The 16,018-nt window shown below is 67.5% G+C and carries 17 protein-coding genes; 11 read left to right on the plus strand and 6 right to left on the minus strand.

The annotated features are described in order from the left end of the window. Nucleotides 1-56: 56 nt before the first annotated feature. Nucleotides 57-1,640, minus strand: coding sequence for an alpha-amylase family glycosyl hydrolase (locus tag ACI2JO_RS05850; RefSeq protein WP_404719766.1), 1,584 nt, complete (start codon nt 1,638-1,640; stop codon nt 57-59). A 47-nt stretch (nt 1,641-1,687) separates the two neighbouring features. Beyond that, a complete protein-coding gene (locus tag ACI2JO_RS05855; RefSeq protein ID WP_404720332.1) occupies nt 1,688-2,212 on the minus strand; it encodes a CAP domain-containing protein in 525 nt (174 codons plus the stop codon). Nucleotides 2,213-2,349: 137 nt separating this feature from the next. Here ACI2JO_RS05855 and hemW point away from each other — a divergent pair, with 137 nt between their 5' ends. Next, the gene (hemW, locus tag ACI2JO_RS05860; protein WP_404720333.1) at nt 2,350-3,534 is read left to right on the plus strand and encodes a radical SAM family heme chaperone HemW; all 1,185 of its coding nucleotides are present in this window, start codon (nt 2,350-2,352) and stop codon (nt 3,532-3,534) included. Nucleotides 3,535-3,758: 224 nt separating this feature from the next. On the opposite strand, the gene ACI2JO_RS05865 is transcribed toward hemW, so the two are convergent. Then, a complete protein-coding gene (locus ACI2JO_RS05865) occupies nt 3,759-4,919 on the minus strand; it encodes a Gfo/Idh/MocA family protein (RefSeq protein WP_404719767.1) in 1,161 nt (386 codons plus the stop codon). Nucleotides 4,920-5,034: 115 nt separating this feature from the next. On the opposite strand from ACI2JO_RS05865, the gene ACI2JO_RS05870 reads away from it, so the two are divergent. From ACI2JO_RS05870 to ACI2JO_RS05905, 8 genes are all read left to right on the plus strand, one after another. Next, on the plus strand, nt 5,035-5,415 hold the full coding sequence (locus tag ACI2JO_RS05870) for a c-type cytochrome (protein WP_404719768.1): 381 nt from the start codon (nt 5,035-5,037) through the stop codon (nt 5,413-5,415). 14 nt (nt 5,416-5,429) lie between these two features. Then, nucleotides 5,430-6,473 carry a sugar phosphate isomerase/epimerase family protein gene (locus tag ACI2JO_RS05875; protein ID WP_404719769.1) on the plus strand — a complete coding sequence of 348 codons (1,044 nt, stop codon included), beginning with the start codon at nt 5,430-5,432 and terminating at the stop codon, nt 6,471-6,473. A 56-nt stretch (nt 6,474-6,529) separates the two neighbouring features. Next, on the plus strand, nt 6,530-7,840 hold the full coding sequence (locus ACI2JO_RS05880; protein WP_404719770.1) for an MFS transporter: 1,311 nt from the start codon (nt 6,530-6,532) through the stop codon (nt 7,838-7,840). Further along, nucleotides 7,837-8,745 carry a hydroxypyruvate isomerase family protein gene (locus ACI2JO_RS05885; RefSeq protein ID WP_404719771.1) on the plus strand — a complete coding sequence of 303 codons (909 nt, stop codon included), beginning with the start codon at nt 7,837-7,839 and terminating at the stop codon, nt 8,743-8,745. Before ACI2JO_RS05880 ends, ACI2JO_RS05885 begins: the two co-directional genes overlap by 4 nt. A gap of 34 nt (nt 8,746-8,779) precedes the next feature. Continuing rightward, complete coding sequence (locus ACI2JO_RS05890; RefSeq protein WP_404719772.1) at nt 8,780-9,355, plus strand: gluconate 2-dehydrogenase subunit 3 family protein; 576 nt, start codon at nt 8,780-8,782, stop codon at nt 9,353-9,355. Then, complete coding sequence (locus ACI2JO_RS05895) at nt 9,352-10,188, plus strand: sugar phosphate isomerase/epimerase family protein (protein ID WP_404719773.1); 837 nt, start codon at nt 9,352-9,354, stop codon at nt 10,186-10,188. Before ACI2JO_RS05890 ends, ACI2JO_RS05895 begins: the two co-directional genes overlap by 4 nt. 26 nt (nt 10,189-10,214) lie before the next feature. After that, nucleotides 10,215-11,894: a GMC family oxidoreductase gene (locus tag ACI2JO_RS05900; RefSeq protein WP_404719774.1), complete on the plus strand. Its 1,680-nt coding sequence runs from the start codon at nt 10,215-10,217 to the stop codon at nt 11,892-11,894. A gap of 92 nt (nt 11,895-11,986) precedes the next feature. After that, entirely contained in the window at nt 11,987-13,012 is a 1,026-nt protein-coding gene (locus ACI2JO_RS05905; RefSeq protein ID WP_404719775.1) for a LacI family DNA-binding transcriptional regulator, read from the plus strand. Nucleotides 13,013-13,134: 122 nt separating this feature from the next. Here ACI2JO_RS05905 and ACI2JO_RS05910 read toward each other — a convergent pair whose 3' ends face one another. Beyond that, nucleotides 13,135-13,632: a hypothetical protein gene (locus ACI2JO_RS05910; RefSeq protein ID WP_404719776.1), complete on the minus strand. Its 498-nt coding sequence runs from the start codon at nt 13,630-13,632 to the stop codon at nt 13,135-13,137. Nucleotides 13,633-13,689: 57 nt separating this feature from the next. Then, a complete protein-coding gene (locus ACI2JO_RS05915) occupies nt 13,690-14,028 on the minus strand; it encodes a DNA primase (protein ID WP_404719777.1) in 339 nt (112 codons plus the stop codon). Between the two features lie 120 nt (nt 14,029-14,148). On the opposite strand from ACI2JO_RS05915, the gene ACI2JO_RS05920 reads away from it, so the two are divergent. Further along, nucleotides 14,149-15,117: an isopenicillin N synthase family dioxygenase gene (locus ACI2JO_RS05920; RefSeq protein ID WP_404719778.1), complete on the plus strand. Its 969-nt coding sequence runs from the start codon at nt 14,149-14,151 to the stop codon at nt 15,115-15,117. After that, nucleotides 15,114-15,356 (plus strand): polymer-forming cytoskeletal protein, encoded by a 243-nt coding sequence (locus ACI2JO_RS05925; RefSeq protein WP_404719779.1) that lies wholly within the window; start codon nt 15,114-15,116, stop codon nt 15,354-15,356. The genes ACI2JO_RS05920 and ACI2JO_RS05925 overlap by 4 nt, the downstream gene beginning before the upstream one ends. Nucleotides 15,357-15,498: 142 nt before the next feature. On the opposite strand, the gene ACI2JO_RS05930 is transcribed toward ACI2JO_RS05925, so the two are convergent. After that, nucleotides 15,499-16,017, minus strand: a complete 519-nt coding sequence (locus ACI2JO_RS05930) for a phosphoribosyltransferase (protein WP_404719780.1) — start codon at nt 16,015-16,017, stop codon at nt 15,499-15,501. Nucleotide 16,018 lies beyond the last annotated feature (1 nt).

Below are 16,018 nucleotides of genomic sequence, written 5' to 3' on the forward strand. Positions count from 1 at the left end.
TGGTGGTCCTCGTTGCTTCCGCCTCGCTTGTCACCCGACTTTCGCCGGGGCGGCGGCTATGGTTTGAAGATCAAGCCTTCGTTGGCGTAGAGCATGCCGGGTTGGGGTGCGCCATCCAGTGTCGAGGCGAGCACGTCGCCGACCCAGTCGAAGGTGGTGGCGCGCTCCGTCAGATTGAGCGCCACCCGCAGCACCTCTCCGCCGTGCCGTCGCTCATAGGCCAACACCCCGTCCGCCGCGTCGAGCAACCGGAAATCGCCGACCGCCAGCGCCGGGCGTGCACGACGCAGCGCCAGCAGGTGCCGGTACAGCATCAACATCGATCCGGGATCGGCCTTTTGCGCGGCGACGTTGCGGGTCGGCCAGTCGGGATTGAGCGGCAGCCACGGCTCGACCGTCGAGAAACCGGCAAAGGGCGACGTGTCCCACGGCATCGGCGTCCGCGACCGGTCACGCCCGATCCCGATTCCCGGCTGACGCAGCTCCTGCGGATCGCGGACGCGGTCTGGGGGGATGTCCACCGTCCCAATCCCCAGTTCGTCGCCTTGGTACAAGGTCGGCGTCCCACGCAGCGTCAGCAGCAGCATCGCCGCGACCCGCGCCTGCGCCTCGCCGATGCGCGCGGCGATCCGCGGCGCGTCGTGGCTGCCGATCACCCAGTTCGGCCAGCCGTGCGCCGGCAAACTCGCCTCATAGGCGGCGATCATCGTGCGCAGCGTCGCGGCGTCCCACGCATTCTCGATCAGCTGAAAATTGAACGGCAAATGCACCTGCGGACGCTCGGGCGTGCCATACCAGCGCGCGTGGCGATCGTTGGGCAGGAAGATCTCACCGATCAGCACGCGCCCCTGCCCCCCGGCGCCATATCCATTGGCCAGCGCGCGCATCTCGGCGGCGATCGCATGCGCTTCGGGCTGGTCGGTCGAATGTTGCTGGATCAGCCGGTCGCGCTCGGTGATCCCCGGCCGCCAGTAGGGATTGGCCGGATTGTCGGGGAAACCCTCCGCCTTGACGATATGCCACAGCACGTCGATCCGGAACCCGTCCACGCCGCGATCGAACCAGAAGCGCATCGCATCGAGCATCGCCGTCTTCAACGCGTGATTGCGCCAGTTGAGGTCGGGTTGCTGCTTCAGGAAGGCGTGGAGGTAATATTGCCCGGTGGCCGCGTCATATTCCCACGCCGATCCGCCGAAATCGCTGATCCAGTTGTTGGGCGGGCCGCCGTCGGGGGCGGGATCGCGCCAGATGTACCAATCACGCTTCGGGCTGTCGCGCCCGGACCGGCTGTCGACGAACCACGGATGCTGATCCGAACTGTGGTTGGGGACGAAATCGAGCAGCAGCTTGAGCCCGCGCGCATGAATCGCGGCCAGCAAGCGGTCAAACGCCGCGAGATCCCCGAACAGGGGCTCGATGCCGCAATAATCGGCGACGTCATAGCCGAAGTCGGCCATCGGCGACGGGAAGATCGGCGACAGCCAGATCGCGTCGACACCCAGCGCGGCGACATGATCGAGCCGCCGCTCGATCCCGGCCAGATCGCCGACGCCGTCACCGTCGCTGTCCTGAAAGGAGCGCGGATAGATCTGGTAGACGGTGCCGCTTTCCCACCACGGGTGATCGTTTCGTTCGGTCATCGCGGCCATAACCTTGCGCGGCGCGATGCGATCCACCGCCATCGACGTCAGTAAAGACGACGCCCTGCGGCCCCGACGCCGGGATTGTAGCGGCATACGAGAAAGTCCTGCGTCCGCCCGCTCTCCATCGCGCAACCGATCTCGGTGGTCGCGCGCCGGACGATCTGCGCATAATGGGCCGCATCCTGCCAGCGACCGGTGCGGCTGAAACGCGGCGCGGGGCGATTGCGAAAGTTGCGTCGCTCCTCCAGCCAGTAACGGGCCATTTCGCCGTAATCATAGCCGCCGCGCGTTCCCGCGAAAAGGTTCTCGCCCTGACCGGCATCCTCCCCGGATGGCGAGGCATGGAACAGCCGCCCGCTGCGCGCCAGCTCTTGCGCATGGCGCGCGGCGGCGGCGGCCAGCGCCGGATTCCACGCGAGCGGCGCAAGCCCCACGGCGTTGCGCGCACGATTGTGTGCCTCGAGCATCGCCTGCTGAAGCAGCGATCCGTCGCGCGCCGGTGCAGGCCGCTGGATTCGGAACTCGACCCCGGCGGCCCCGGCGGGCACAGCGGGAAGCAGGGCAAACATCAACACGACGAATCGGCGGACCGGCATCGCCGCGCGGGATGCCAAAGTCGTTGCGGTACGGCAACATCGATCGACTCCGCCGTGCGGTGACGGTGGCGTTTGCCACGACGAACCGCCATATGCGCGCGATCATGGCCATGATCGACCTCGTCTCTCCCGACGCCGCGGCGAAGGACCGCGCGGCGCGCGCCGCCGCGCCGCTCGCGCTCTACATTCACTGGCCGTTCTGCGTCTCGAAATGCCCGTATTGCGACTTCAACAGCCACGTCCGCGCGACGGTCGACGAGGCGGAATGGCACCGCGCGCTGCTCGCCGACCTCGCGCACGAGGCCGCGCTGCTGCCGGACCGGCGGCTGGGGTCGATTTTCTTTGGCGGCGGCACCCCCTCGCTGATGCCACCCGCCACCGTCGCCGCACTGATCGAGGCGGCGACGAAGGCGTGGGTGCCGGTCGGCGACGTCGAGATCACGCTGGAGGCGAACCCGTCGTCGGTCGAGGCGGCGCGTTTTTCCGACCTCGCCGCCGCCGGGGTCAATCGCGTCTCGCTGGGGCTGCAGGCACTCGACAACGACGCGTTACGCTTCCTGGGTCGTGCACATGATGTGCGCGAGGGGCTCGGCGCGCTCGACGTGGCACAGCGTCATTTCAAGCGCGTCAGCTTCGACCTGATCTACGCCCGCCCCGGTCAGACGCAGGCGGCGTGGGAGGACGAGCTGGCGCGCGCGCTATCCTTCGGGACCGAACATCTGTCGCTCTACCAACTGACCATCGAGCCTGGCACGCGTTTCGCGACCGAGGCGGCGGCGGGGCGGCTGACGATACCCGATGGCGACACCGCCGCCGATCTGTTCGAACTCACCCGCGCGCGCACCGCCGCGGTGGGGCTGCCCGCCTATGAAATCTCCAACCACGCCCGCCCCGGCGCGGAGAGCCGCCACAATCTCGCTTACTGGCAATACCGCGACTACGCCGGCATCGGCCCTGGCGCGCATGGCCGGCGCGACCATCTCGCGACGTTTCGGCGCAAGAAGCCCGAGAACTGGCTCGCCGCGGTTGCGCGCAACGGCCACGGGCTGGAGAGCGAGGAGCCGCTGGAGGCGGCGACCCGCGTCAGCGAGGCGTTGCTGATGGGGCTGCGGCTGCGCGAAGGCGTCGATGTCGCGGCGATCGCAGCGGCGGGCGGGATGCGCGTTGATGAGATCGTCGATCTCGCCGCGATCGCGGCGCTGCCCGAACTGATCGTGCGGGAGGAGGAGCGGCTGCGCGTCACCGACGCGGGGATGATCCTGCTCGACGCGATTTTGCCGAAGGTGGTGCGGTAGGTGCTTCGGACATAACCAACTCCGTTCGTGCTGAGGAGGCATTGAGCTTGCCGAAGTGATCGGGAGCTTGCCGAAATGATCGGGTGAACACGCCCCCGGCATGTTCAGGATCGTCCGGGGGACGATCCGACCCGATCATCGTCTCGAAGCAGGCTTGTCGCGCGCGCCCCTTCAGACAAGGCTTCGACAGGCTCAGCCTTTCCCCAGGACGAACGGAGGTTGTGTCAATCGGCCAGCCCGCTCCACTTCTGGTCCGACCCGGCGTTGGCGACCACCGCCTCGACGAACGCCATCGTCCGCACGCCGTCGTTCGTCCCCGGGAACCACGCCGCCGCACCGCGTTCGGCGACGCTATCGCCGCCGCGGATCGTCGCCGCGACCGCGCGATAGATGTTCGCGAACGCCTCGATATAGCCTTCCGGATGCCCGGCCGGGGTACGGATGCGCCCCAAGGTTGTCTCGGCCAGCCCTGGTCCGCCGGTGCGCACCACCTCGCCCGGCTTGTCGAGCCAGCGCAGCGTCAGTGTGTTGGGCTCCATCTGTGCCCAGTCGAGCCCGCCCTTTTCGCCGTGGATGCGCAGTCGCAGCCCGTTCTCGTCACCCGCCGCGACCTGCGTCGCCTTCAGCACGCCGCGCGCGCCGCCCTCGAAGCGCAGCAGCACGCTGACGTCGTCGTCGAGCCGCCGCCCCGGCACATGCGTCGTCAGATCCGCGCATAGCGAGTCGACGCGCAGGCCGCTGACATGCTCGGCAAGCTGGAAGGCGTGCGTACCGATATCCCCAAGGCACCCGCCCAGCCCGGCGCGCGCCGGATCGGTGCGCCACTCGGCCTGACGATTGCCCTCGCGGTCCAGCGCGCTGCTCAGCCATCCCTGTGAATACTCGACCTGCACCAGCCGGATCGCGCCGAAGTCGCCCCGCGCCACGCGCGCGCGGGCTTCCTCGACCATCGGATAGCCGCTGTAGGTGAAGGCCAGCGCATAGTGCCGCCCGCTCCGCTCGGCCGCCGCCGCGATCGCCTGCGCTTCCTCCAGGTTCAGCGACATTGGCTTTTCACAAATGACGTGGAAACCCGCGTCGAGCGCCGCGATCGACATCGGCGCATGGAGGTGATTCGGTGTCACGATTGCAACCGCGTCGATCCGTTCGCCCTCGGGCAGTGCACGCTCGGCCGAAAGCATGTCATCAATTGAGCCGTAAACGCGTCCCGCATCGAGACCGAGCAGCTCGCCGGTACGTGTGTTGCGGCCCGCATCGGTGCTGAACGCGCCGGCGACCAACCGCCAGTCGCCGTCGACGCCCGCCGCCATGCGGTGGACCGCGCCGATGAACGCGCCCTCGCCTCCGCCGACCATACCGAGCTTAAGTGGTTCTACCCGCGCCATTCATCCTCCCGTCATCCGCATACCGGCATTACGAAGACCGTAACGTCAGCCGCCTTGCTATCGCCCGGTTTAGCGGTAAACTGGCATCAATCAATTCGGGTTTGGAGAGTATGCGATGAAGTTGATCGCCGGTCTGGCCGCCGCGCCAGTCGCCGCCATTGTCGCGCTGGTCGCCTCGGCACCCGCGCCGGCGCAGCAGAACGGGCAACAGGCATTCGCCGCATGCAAGGCCTGCCACACGCTCCACAAGGGCGAGCGCAACGGCATCGGCCCGAACCTGGCCGGTCTGTTCACCCGCGCCCCGGCCTCCGCGCCAGGCTTCAACTATTCGGCCGCCTTCAAGAAGGCGCAGCTGAAGTGGAACGACGCGTCGCTCAATGAATATCTCGCCGCGCCGCAGAAGAAGGTGCCCGGCACCCGGATGCCGATCTCGACCCCGGATCCCGCCAAGCGTGCCGCGATCATCGCCTATCTGAAGTCAGAGACCGCCAAGTGAGCGGCGGCGGTACCATGCGCGGCCCGGGCGTGTTCCTCGCGCAGTTCATGGGCGATGCCGCGCCGTTCGACACGCTCGACAACGCCGCGCGCTGGATGGCCGAGGCGGGTTACGAAGGCGTGCAGATCCCGACCCGCGACGAACGGTGCATGGATCTGAAACTTGCCGCCGAGAGCCAGGACTACGCCGACGAGCTGGTCGGCCGCTGCCGCGAGGCGGGCGTCGCGATCACTGAATTGTCGACTCACCTGCAAGGCCAGCTCGTCGCGGTTCATCCGGCCTATGACACAGCGTTCGACGTGTTCGCGCCGGAGGAATTGCGCGGCAAGCCCGCCGAGCGGCAGGCATGGGCGGTCGATCAGCTCAAGCTCGCCGCCAAGGCGAGCCGCCGGCTCGGTCTCGACGCGCACGCCACCTTCTCGGGCGCGTTCGCCTGGCCGTTCGTCTATCCGTGGCCGCAGCGTCCGGCCGGGATGGTCGAGGATGCCTTCGCCGAACTTGGCAAGCGCTGGACGCCGATCCTTGACGCGTTCGAGAACGAGGGCGTCGATCTCTGCTTCGAGCTGCATCCCGGCGAGGACCTGCACGACGGCACCACCTTCGAGCGGTTCCTGGATGCGGTCGGCGGGCACAAGCGCGCCAACATCCTCTACGATCCCAGCCACTTCGTGCTGCAGGCGATGGACTATCTCCAGTTCATCGACTTCTATCACGAGCGAATCCGCATGTTCCACGTCAAGGACGCGGAGTTCAACCCGACCGGCAAGGCGGGCGTGTACGGCAGCTATTCGGACTGGGTCGACCGGCCCGGCCGCTTCCGCTCGCTCGGCGACGGGCAGGTCGATTTCGGCGGCATCTTCTCGAAGCTGACGCAATATGGCTATGCCGGCTGGGCGGTGCTCGAATGGGAATGCTGCCTCAAGCACCCCGAGGACGGCGCGCGCGAAGGCGCTCCGTTCATCGCCGCGCACATGATCCGTCGTCCCGAACGCGCCTTCGACGATTTCGCGGGCGGGTCCGATCCAGCCGCGAACCGGCGCTTGCTCGGGCTCGACTGATCGGTCAAATTGCAAAAATCAGATAAAAGAATCGCGCGGTTGAAAAGGGGTAGAGGGTGCAGACAGAGGCAGCGGCATTCACGGGGCAGCATCGGTCCCGATTGTTCTGGTTGAGCGTACTCGCGCTCACCACCGCGGCGGTCAGCGCCTCGCTGCGTGCGGCGATCGCCAGCAGCCTGAAGGCGGAGTGGATCGATCCAATAGCACCGGTGCAGGCCGGTGAGCTGATCGGCGCGGCGCTCGGCTCCGCGTTCCTCGGCTTCGCGATCACCCTGTTCGTCGCCAGCGCGCTGCTCGACAAGATTGGCGCCAAGCGGATCGTGATCGGCTCGGGCGTCTGCTTCATTCTCGGCACCGCGCTGATCGTCGGCGCCGGCGCGATCGCGACCGGCATGACCATCTACTCGCTGGTGTGGCTGGGCATGATGCTCAGCGGGATCGGCTGGGGTCTGGCCGAATCGTCGATCAACCCGCTGACCGCGCGCCTCTATCCCGACGAGACCACGCACCGGCTCAACGTGCTCCACGCCTGGTATCCGGGCGGGCTCATCATCGGCGGGCTGGCCGGCGTGTTCCTCGCCAACGTCCTGCCGTGGCAGGCGATCATGGGGCTGGTGTTCCTGCCCGCGATCGGCGTCGTCATCATCGGCGGGACGACGACCTTCCCCCCAGCCCCCGCGGCGGTTGAGGGCGAGAGCTTCGGCACGATGATCGGCGAGGTGTTCCGCCGCCCGAGCTTCTTCGTGTGGTTCGGCGCGATGTTCCTGACCGCCTCGTCGGAGCTTGCGCCGGGCCAGTGGCTCGACGTCGCGCTCACCAACCGCGTCGGGATGCGTGGCATCCTGCTGCTCGTCTATGTCAGCGCGCTGATGTTCGTGTTCCGCCACTTCGCCGGGCGTCTAGCGGGCAAGCTGTCCAATCCGGGCCTGCTGTGGATCTCCAGCCTGCTCGCCGCGATCGGGCTGTTCCTGCTGTCGCGCGCGCAGTCGCCCGTCGCCGCGCTGGTCGCCTCGACCGTCTGGGGTCTCGGCGTCTGCGCGATGTGGCCGACGATGCTCGCCTCGGTCGCCGAACGCTATCCGCGTGGCGGGGCATGGGCGATCGGGCTGGTCGGTTCGGCCGGCGCGCTCGCCAGCTTCTTCGTGCTCCCGGCGCTGGGCGGGATGTTCGACGAGGCCAAGGTGCGGCTCGCAGGCGGGCCAGACGCGTTCAAGCAACTGACCGGCGAAGCGCTGCGTCAGGTCGAGGACGCCGCTGCCTCGCAATCCTTTGCGAAGCTGGCGCTGGTGCCGGTCGTGCTGCTGTTCGTGTTCGGCGCGATCTGGCTGTCCGAGCGTCGCCGCCGCGCGACGGTCGCAGCGGCATGACCCCTTCGCGCCGCACGATTCTGGCAGGAGCCGCTGCTGCGGCGCTGTCGTCGTCGGCGCAGGGACAGGTGCACACGAGCAACGCTGCGACCTTCTCGCTCAACTACGCTCCGCACGAGGGCAGCTTCGCGAGTCGCGGCGACCGGCTGGAGCAGATCGCCTTCGCCGCCGATCAGGGCTTCCGCGCCTGGGAGGATAACGAGGCGCGCAGCCGCAGCGTCGCCGAACAGGACGCGATGGCGAAAGCGCTGCAACAGCGCGGCATGACAATGGGCGTATTCGTCGCGTCGATGCCGAAATGGTCAGCGTTCCGCCCGATCTTCGGCAGCGACGACGGCGCGGAGCGCGAGGCGTTCCTCGCCGACGTTCGCGCCTCGGTCGAGGTCGCCAAGCGGCTGAACGCGAAGCACATGACCGTCGTCACCGGCTTCGTCGACCACAAGGTGCCGGTCGAGATCCAGACCGGGCGCGTCATCGACCTGATGCGCCGCGCCGGCGACATCCTCGCCCCGCACGATCTGGCTTTGGTCATGGAGCCGCTCAACACGCGCACCGACCATCCCAACGTCTACATGCGCTCGTTCGCGTCGGGCTATGCGGTGGCGCGCGGCGCGAACAGCCCGGCGGTCAAGGTGCTCGCCGATTGCTATCACGAGCAGATCCAGTCCGGGAACCTGATCCGTTCGCTCGGCATGATCTGGGACGAGGTCGGCTATATCCAGTTCGGCGACAATCCCGGCCGCAAGGAGCCCGGGACCGGCGAAGTCAATTTCAACAACATCGTGCGCTTCCTGCGCGAGCGTCGCTACCGCGGCGTGATCGGCATGGAACATGGCACATCGCAACCGGGACGCGCGGGCGAGGAGCGGCTGATCGCCGCTTACCGTGCGATCGACGCAGCATGAGCCGGCGCAGCATCAGCATGACGGGAGAGGGTGAGTGATCGACAGACGACAGGCCTTGGGCGGCATCGCCGCCATGTTCGGAGCGTCCTTGTACGCCCCGCTGGCACGCGCGGCGACCGCCGCGGCGGCAAAGGGTGGCGGCATCCCCGTCATCAGCGAGGGACCGCCCAGCGTGCAGGTGTTCACCGCGCCACAGCGCGCGTTGATGAGCGCGCTCAGCGACCGGGTGATCCCGACCACCGACACGCCGGGCGCGATCGCCGCCGGGGTGCCGGAATATATCGAGAAGCTGCTCGCCGACTGGTCGACTCCCGAGGATCGCGTGCCGATCATCGCCGGGCTCGACGCGATCGCGGCGCGCGCGCAGGCCGATTACAAGAAGCCGGCGGCACAGCTCACCCCGGCGCAGCATGACGCGCTGCTGACGCTCGCGATGGACGACAAGCTGCCGGGGGGCGCGGCGTTCTTCGGCCCGTTCCGCCAGATGGTGATCGCCGGCTACTATACGTCGGAGATCGGCATCACGCAGGAGCGCGAATATCTGCCCGTCCCCGGCAGTTATGACGGCGCCTTTCCCTATTCCAACGTCAACAAGGTCTATTCCTCATGATCGCCACGCGTCGCAACGTCCTCGCCGGTGCCGGCGGCCTCGCCGCACTCGGCCTGTTCGGGGTATCAGCCCAGGCCGCGCAGCTCGGCGCGATCGGGCTCCAGCTCTATACAGTCCGCGAGCTCTTCGGGCCGGACCCGATGGGCACGCTCGAGAAGGTCGCCAAGATCGGCTATCGCGAAGTCGAATATGGCGGTGGCGGCTATGACAAGATGGACCATGCCGCGCTGCGCCGCACGCAGGACCGGCTCGGGCTGAAGGCGCCGTCGGTCCACGTCCCTTATGAGTGGCTGCTCGCCGACTTCAACGGCGTGGTGAAGATGGCCAAGACGCTGGGTGCCGATACGATCATCCTGCCGTACATGACCGACCAGCACCGCAACGAGGCGAGCTGGAACATTGCGCTCAAGGACTTCAACCGCTTCGCGCGCGATCTGAAGAAGGCCGGGCTGGCGTTCGCCTATCACAACCACGATTTCGAATTCACCGTGAAGCCCGGCGGCGTCTCGCTCTACGACCGGCTGCTCAAGGAGACCGATCCGGCGCTGGTCAAGCTGGAGATCGACCTGTTCTGGGCGATCACCGCGGGGCAGGACCCGGCGGCGATGATCCGGCAGCACGCCGGTCGCATCTATGCCTATCACGTCAAGGACAAGCGCGCCGATGGCAGCATGTGCGCGGTGGGTGACGGCAAGATCGACTTCGGCGCGATCTTCAAACTCAACCGCTTGGCGGGCGTGAAGCATTTCTACGTCGAGAATGACGAGTGCCCGGCGCCGTACCTGCCTGACATCACCACCAGCTTCAACACGTTGCGCAAGCTGACCTTCTGATCGCGCCGACGGAGAGGATTTTACTTATGGCAGCGACCGATACTTTCGACGCGATCGTCATCGGCTCCGGCGTCAGCGGCGGTTTCGCCGCGAAGGAGCTGACGGAAAAGGGCCTGCGCGTCCTGATGCTCGACCGTGGCATCATGGTCGAACATGGCGAGGGCTATCCGTACGACGGCAAGCCCGCCTACGAGGTGCCCGCGCGTAACTCGATGCCGCCCGCGCTGATGGAGAGCGATTACTTCATCACCAAGCACGGCTATGTCACGCCCAGCAACCGCAAGTTCTACAACGACGACCGGCTGAACCCCTATGCCTATGACGAGGGCAGCAAGTTCTACTGGATCCGCCCGGCCGCGGTCGGCGGCAAGTCGCTGATCTGGGGCCGCTGGACGTTCCGCTGGGCGCCCGAGGACTTCGAGGCAAACAAGCGCGACAATGTCGCGATCGACTGGCCGATCCGCTACGAGGACGTCGAGCCCTGGTACAAATACGTCGAGAACTACATCGGCGTGTCCGGCTCGCGCGAAAATCTGCCGCAGCTGCCCGACAGCGACTTCCAGCCGCCGATGCAGATGAACATCGCGGAGAAGTGGGTGAAGCCGCGGCTCGAGGCCAAGTTCCCGGGTCGCAAGCTCATCAACACGCGCCTCACCAACATGACCGAGGACAAGCCGGATCAGAACCGCACGAAGTGCCAGTATCGCAACCAATGCGGTAACGGCTGCTCGTTCGGCGCGTATTTCTCGACGCAGGCGGTGACGCTGCCGGCGGCGCGCGCGACCGGCCGGCTGACGCTGCGCTCCGACGCGGTGGTCACCAACCTCGAATATGATGCCGCCAAGAAGCGCGTGACCGGCGTCCGCTACATCGATGCCAAGACCGGGCAGGCGCAGGTGGTGAAGGCGCGGATGGTGTTCCTGTGTGCCTCGGCGCTCGCCTCGGTGCAGATCATGATGAACTCGAAGCGCCCCGACGGACGCAGCTGGTTCGACAGCAGCGGCACGCTCGGCAAATATGTGATGGATCACATCTTCCGCGTCAGCATCGGCGGCAACATCCCGGGCATGACCGAGTATATCGAGTACGGTCGCCGTCCGGGCGGCGTCTACATCCCGCGGTTCCGCAACGTCGGCGGCGACGAGGGCGTCGGATTCAAGCGCGGCTATGGCTATCAGGGCTCGGCCTATCGCTCGCCCGCCGGTCCGGTCGGCTTCGGCAAGTCGATGAAGGACGGGATGCGCAAGTACGGCGGCTGGCAGTTCGGGATGACCGCGTTCGGCGAGTGTCTGCCGTACGAGGACAATCGCGTCTCGCTTCACCCGACGAAGGTCGATCGCTTCGGCGTGCCGCTGATGGTGTTCAATGTCACCTTCCGCGACAACGAGCTGAAGATGATGGCCGACGCGCGCGAGCAGGGCGAAGCGATGCTGCGTGGTGCCGGGCTGACCGACGTGCAAAGCCGCGAAGGCGAGCACGTCCCCGGCGATGCGATCCACGAAATGGGCGGCGCGCGAATGGGCGCCGATCCGCGCACCTCGGTGCTCAACAAGTGGAACCAGGCGCACGATGCGCCGAACCTGTTCGTCACCGACGGCGCGCAGATGGCGTCGGTGGCGTGCGTCAACCCGTCGCTGACCTTCATGGCGATGACCGCGCGCGCCTGTGACAATGCGGTCAAGCTGATGAAGGCCGGCACCATCTAGGACCGCGCCGTGCCGCCGCCGTCATCGCGCGCCCCGCGGGTGGAGCAAGCCCGCCTCGCGGGCCGCGATGACGGATGGCGCAGGGTTTTCGCATGAGCGAGCGTCGCCGCCAGGGCGTCACCATTCGCGCGGTCGCCGAACGTGCGGGCGTTTCGGCGATGACCGTCTCCAACGTCATCAATCGCGCCGGTCGGGCAAGTCCGGCAACGATCGCGGCGGTCCATGCCGCGGTCGCCGAACTCGGCTATGTTCCCAACGTCGTCGCGCGCCGCCTTGCGCGCGCCCGCGCCACCACGGTCGGGCTGCTCTACAGCGGCGCGCGCGCGCCGTTCCTCGACGCGATCCTCGTCGGCGCGCTGCGCGCCACCAATGCGCGCGGGCTGCAACTGCTGCTCCATGAGGAAGCGCCCGGCACCCCCGACGCTGCCGAGGCAGCCGCCCGCTCGCTGGCGCGTGGCGGCGCGGACGCGCTGTTGCTGGTGCCGCCGTTCGCCGAACTGCTGCGGGACTCGCCGGTCCTTCGGGAACTCGCGCTCCCCGTCGCGGCGATCGCGGTCGGCCATGTCATGCCCGGTGTCGCCACGGTGCGGATCGACAACCGCGCCGCGATGGAGGAACTGACGACGCTGCTGATCGCGCGCAACTATCGCCGCATCGCGCTGATCGCGGGCAACCCCCGCCACTCGGACAGCGCACCACGCGTGCAGGGCTATCAAGATGCGCTCGCCGCCCACGGCATCGCCGCCGACCCGACGCTGGTGATCGCAGGCCGCTTCGACCGCAGCTCGGGCGAGGAAGCCGCACAGGCGCTTCTGGCCGGTCCGGCACGCCCCGATGCGATCATGTGCAGCAACGACGACATGGCAGCCGGCGTGATCGCCGAGGCGCATCGTCGCGGGCTAGTCCTCCCCCGCGACCTCGCGGTCACTGGGTTCGACGACACCACGCTGGCGGCGCGTATCTGGCCGCTGCTCACCACCGTCCGTCAACCTGCCGAGGAAATGGCCTTCCGCGCCGCCGAGCGACTGATCGGCACCGGCGACGGCGGCGAAGCCGTCAGCGACATGATCGTCCCGCACGCGATCATCGAGCGCGAGTCCACGCCACAACGGTCATGAGGTGGAAATATCGTTTGTCGCCACCCCGGACTTGATCCGGGGCGCCGCTTTTCCATGAGGGACGAAGAAGCGGGAGCACGGATCAAGTTCGGGGTGAAGAAGAAGACGTCGGACGTTTGCTACTAAGGATGCACTCGCCCCGTCAGCACCGGCTCGTCGAGGTCGATCGCCTCGCGCCTCAGCTGGCCACGCTTGTGTTTCCCCGCATGAGCGACGCCTTTCACCGCATCGCCGATGAGCATTACCGGGTCGGTCGCCTCGCCCGGTCGCTCGCAACAGCTGCCCGGCGCGACCACGCTCTGTATGCCGCGCACGAGCGCGACCACCGGCCCGAGGATATTGACGCCGACCGTGCATCCATCCAGTCGCGTCGCACAGGGGCCGGATTCCGCCGCCAGCGCGCCGATCCCGGTCATATTGCGATCGACCGGGCGCGGCCCCGGTGACACCGCCTCGTTCGGCAGAGGTAGCGCCTGCGAGGGGAGTGGATCGGCACACACCACCACCTCGCCTTGTTCGCTACTGCGAACGCACGGCTCATTGTTCACCGGCGCGAGGATTGAGCGTCTTGTCGTCACCGACGGTGCTGCGGCCTGTAGCAGGATCGCGACGATCAGCATGCCGCGCATCCTGTGCCGCGTTAAGGGCGGGGTCAATCTCCCCCCGCCCGTTCCGGGTCAGGGACGCAATGCGGTGTCGTCGCGATCGTCGAGTTCGTCCTCCTCGACGCTGCCGTCGTCGAATTCGGCCTGCACTTCGTCCTCGGCGACGTCGCTGTCGTCCGCGTCGACGTCGCCGTCCTGCCGGGCAACCTCGCCGTCGGTCATCAACAGCTCGTCCTCATCCTCGGCATCGTCGTCGGTACCGACATCGGGTTCGAGATCGACGATGATCGTGCCGTCGCCTGGTCCGTCACGGGTCGCCTCGAGGATTTCGGCGCGCTGGCTCTCGTCATAGCCGTCTTCGTCATAGCCATCGTCGCCCGAGCCCTGACCTTGCACCTGATGCCCGCCCATCGCGAAGCTCCTCCAATCGTTACGACAATCGAACGGCAGACCTGCCCCACCGGTTCCGGCGGCTGGCGTCCGGCGACCGGAGCGCTTACCTAGAGCGTTCAGAATCACGGATGATTGACGATGCTCGACACCCCCGTCGCCCCCGATACCGCTGACGTCCCGACGCTCAGCCTCGCCGATCAGGCACGCGATCCCGATGGCTTTGCCGCCGCACTCGGCGGATCGTTCGAGCGTTTCGGCTTTGCGATCGTCGCCGATCACGGCGTGCCGCAGCCTTTGATCGACCGCGCCTGGGCGGAGACGACCGAGTTGTTCGCGCTGCCGGAGGAAGAGAAGCGCCGCTATCACAAAGCCGGCGGCGGCGGCGCGCGCGGCTACACCCCGTTCAAGACCGAGATCGCGAAGGACGCGCGCCACGTCGACCTCAAGGAATTCTGGCACGTCGGGCGCGAGCTGCCTGAAGGCCATCGCTACGCCGACGAGATGGCGCCCAACATCTGGCCCGAGCGCCCGGACGGTTTTCGGGACACGTTCGTCGAGCTGTTCGCCGCCTTCGACCGCGCCGGCGACCGGCTGCTGTCGGCGATCGCCCGGCATCTCGGCCTTGCCCCCGACTGGTTCGATCCGGCGGTAAAGGACGGCAATTCGGTACTGCGCCTGCTCCACTACCCGCCGATCCCGGCGGATGCCGAAGGCGTGCGCGCCGGCGCGCACGAGGACATCAACCTCATCACCCTGCTGCTCGGGGCCGAGGAGGCCGGGCTGGAGCTGCTCGACCGCGCCACGGGCCAGTGGCTGGCGGTCAAGCCGCCGGAGGGTGCGATGGTCGTCAACGTCGGCGACATGCTGCAACGGCTGACCAACCACGTCCTGCCCTCGACCACGCACCGCGTGGTCAACCCGCCGCCCAAGCGCCGCGGCCATTCGCGCTATTCAATGCCGTTCTTCCTGCATCCCGCGCCCGATTTCCTGATCGAAACGCTGCCGCAGACGATCACCGACGCCAACCCCAACCGCTATCCCGAGCCGATCACCGCCAACGGCTATCTGCATCAGCGGCTGGTCGAGATCGGACTCATCAAGGCATGAGGGATCTGTCGGGCATCGTCAGCGGCGCGATCCGCCTCGACAGCGACGCCGACGTGTCGGGGATCGTCAGCGGCGACATCACAGTGGCCATGGGCTGCCGCGTCACCATTTCGGGCATGGTGCGCGGCGACGTGACCGCCGAGCCGGGCGCGGAGGTGACGATCACCGGCATCGTCAACGGCGCAGTCCATGCCGAAGGCGCGACGGTGCATGTGACGGGCATCGTCACGCTGCCATGAGCGATCCTGACCGGGGGACGTACCCGGCGGGCCACCCCTCTCACCGTTCGTGCTGAGCTTGTCGAAGCACATGCCCCCGGCAGCCCGCCCTTCGACAAGCGCAGGGCGAACGGCTCAGAGTACTCCCCTCGGCCGATAGAACCTAGGCCGTCCGCTCCGGCACCGCTGCCGCATCCGCCGCGATCGACGTCGCGGGCGCCAGCGCTTCCCACGGGAACACGAACCAGTCCTTGGTCACCGCACGGTCGATCGTTCGCGCCGCGAGGTCGACCTTCGCCGCCGAGCCGCGATTGTCGATCAGCGTCGCGAAGCGCATCGCCTCCGCCGCCGCGCCCGCCTGCTCCAGCATCCCGCGCAGCTTGGCGATCGTCCGCCCCGAATCGTTGATGTCGTCGATGAACAGCAGCTTCTGCCCCTCGCGGGTCAATGCCGCGAGCCGCTCGATGGCGGGGGCGGCGCGCGTGTCGTCCTGCGCCGAATAATCGACCGACTGCATCGGCAGCCCCGCCGCATGGCTCAGGTACACCGCCGGGACCAGTCCGCCGCGTCCGACGCCCACGAGCCAGTCGGGGCGCCATGTCGTATCGCGCGCGATTTTCGCGGCGAGCGTCCGGACATCGGCAATCAGATCGGCATGGGTGACGGCGGTAAGGATCGGCATC

Origin of the sequence: Sphingomonas sp. NPDC079357 (assembly GCF_044901155.1) — a bacterium.
Classification (GTDB): domain Bacteria; phylum Pseudomonadota; class Alphaproteobacteria; order Sphingomonadales; family Sphingomonadaceae; genus Sphingomonas.

Excerpts from the sequence above, each read along its gene's own strand:
- ACI2JO_RS05850 (WP_404719766.1), bottom strand. The coding sequence starts at position 1,640 with ATGACCGAACGAAACGATCACCCGTGGTGGGAAAGCGGCACCGTCTAC.
- ACI2JO_RS05855 (WP_404720332.1), bottom strand. The coding sequence starts at position 2,212 with ATGTTTGCCCTGCTTCCCGCTGTGCCCGCCGGGGCCGCCGGGGTCGAG.
- hemW (WP_404720333.1), top strand. The coding sequence starts at position 2,350 with ATGATCGACCTCGTCTCTCCCGACGCCGCGGCGAAGGACCGCGCGGCG.
- ACI2JO_RS05865 (WP_404719767.1), bottom strand. The coding sequence starts at position 4,919 with ATGGCGCGGGTAGAACCACTTAAGCTCGGTATGGTCGGCGGAGGCGAG.
- ACI2JO_RS05870 (WP_404719768.1), top strand. The coding sequence starts at position 5,035 with ATGAAGTTGATCGCCGGTCTGGCCGCCGCGCCAGTCGCCGCCATTGTC.
- ACI2JO_RS05875 (WP_404719769.1), top strand. The coding sequence starts at position 5,430 with ATGCGCGGCCCGGGCGTGTTCCTCGCGCAGTTCATGGGCGATGCCGCG.
- ACI2JO_RS05885 (WP_404719771.1), top strand. The coding sequence starts at position 7,837 with ATGACCCCTTCGCGCCGCACGATTCTGGCAGGAGCCGCTGCTGCGGCG.
- ACI2JO_RS05895 (WP_404719773.1), top strand. The coding sequence starts at position 9,352 with ATGATCGCCACGCGTCGCAACGTCCTCGCCGGTGCCGGCGGCCTCGCC.
- ACI2JO_RS05900 (WP_404719774.1), top strand. The coding sequence starts at position 10,215 with ATGGCAGCGACCGATACTTTCGACGCGATCGTCATCGGCTCCGGCGTC.
- ACI2JO_RS05905 (WP_404719775.1), top strand. The coding sequence starts at position 11,987 with ATGAGCGAGCGTCGCCGCCAGGGCGTCACCATTCGCGCGGTCGCCGAA.
- ACI2JO_RS05910 (WP_404719776.1), bottom strand. The coding sequence starts at position 13,632 with ATGCTGATCGTCGCGATCCTGCTACAGGCCGCAGCACCGTCGGTGACG.
- ACI2JO_RS05915 (WP_404719777.1), bottom strand. The coding sequence starts at position 14,028 with ATGGGCGGGCATCAGGTGCAAGGTCAGGGCTCGGGCGACGATGGCTAT.
- ACI2JO_RS05920 (WP_404719778.1), top strand. The coding sequence starts at position 14,149 with ATGCTCGACACCCCCGTCGCCCCCGATACCGCTGACGTCCCGACGCTC.
- ACI2JO_RS05925 (WP_404719779.1), top strand. The coding sequence starts at position 15,114 with ATGAGGGATCTGTCGGGCATCGTCAGCGGCGCGATCCGCCTCGACAGC.
- ACI2JO_RS05930 (WP_404719780.1), bottom strand. The coding sequence starts at position 16,017 with ATGCCGATCCTTACCGCCGTCACCCATGCCGATCTGATTGCCGATGTC.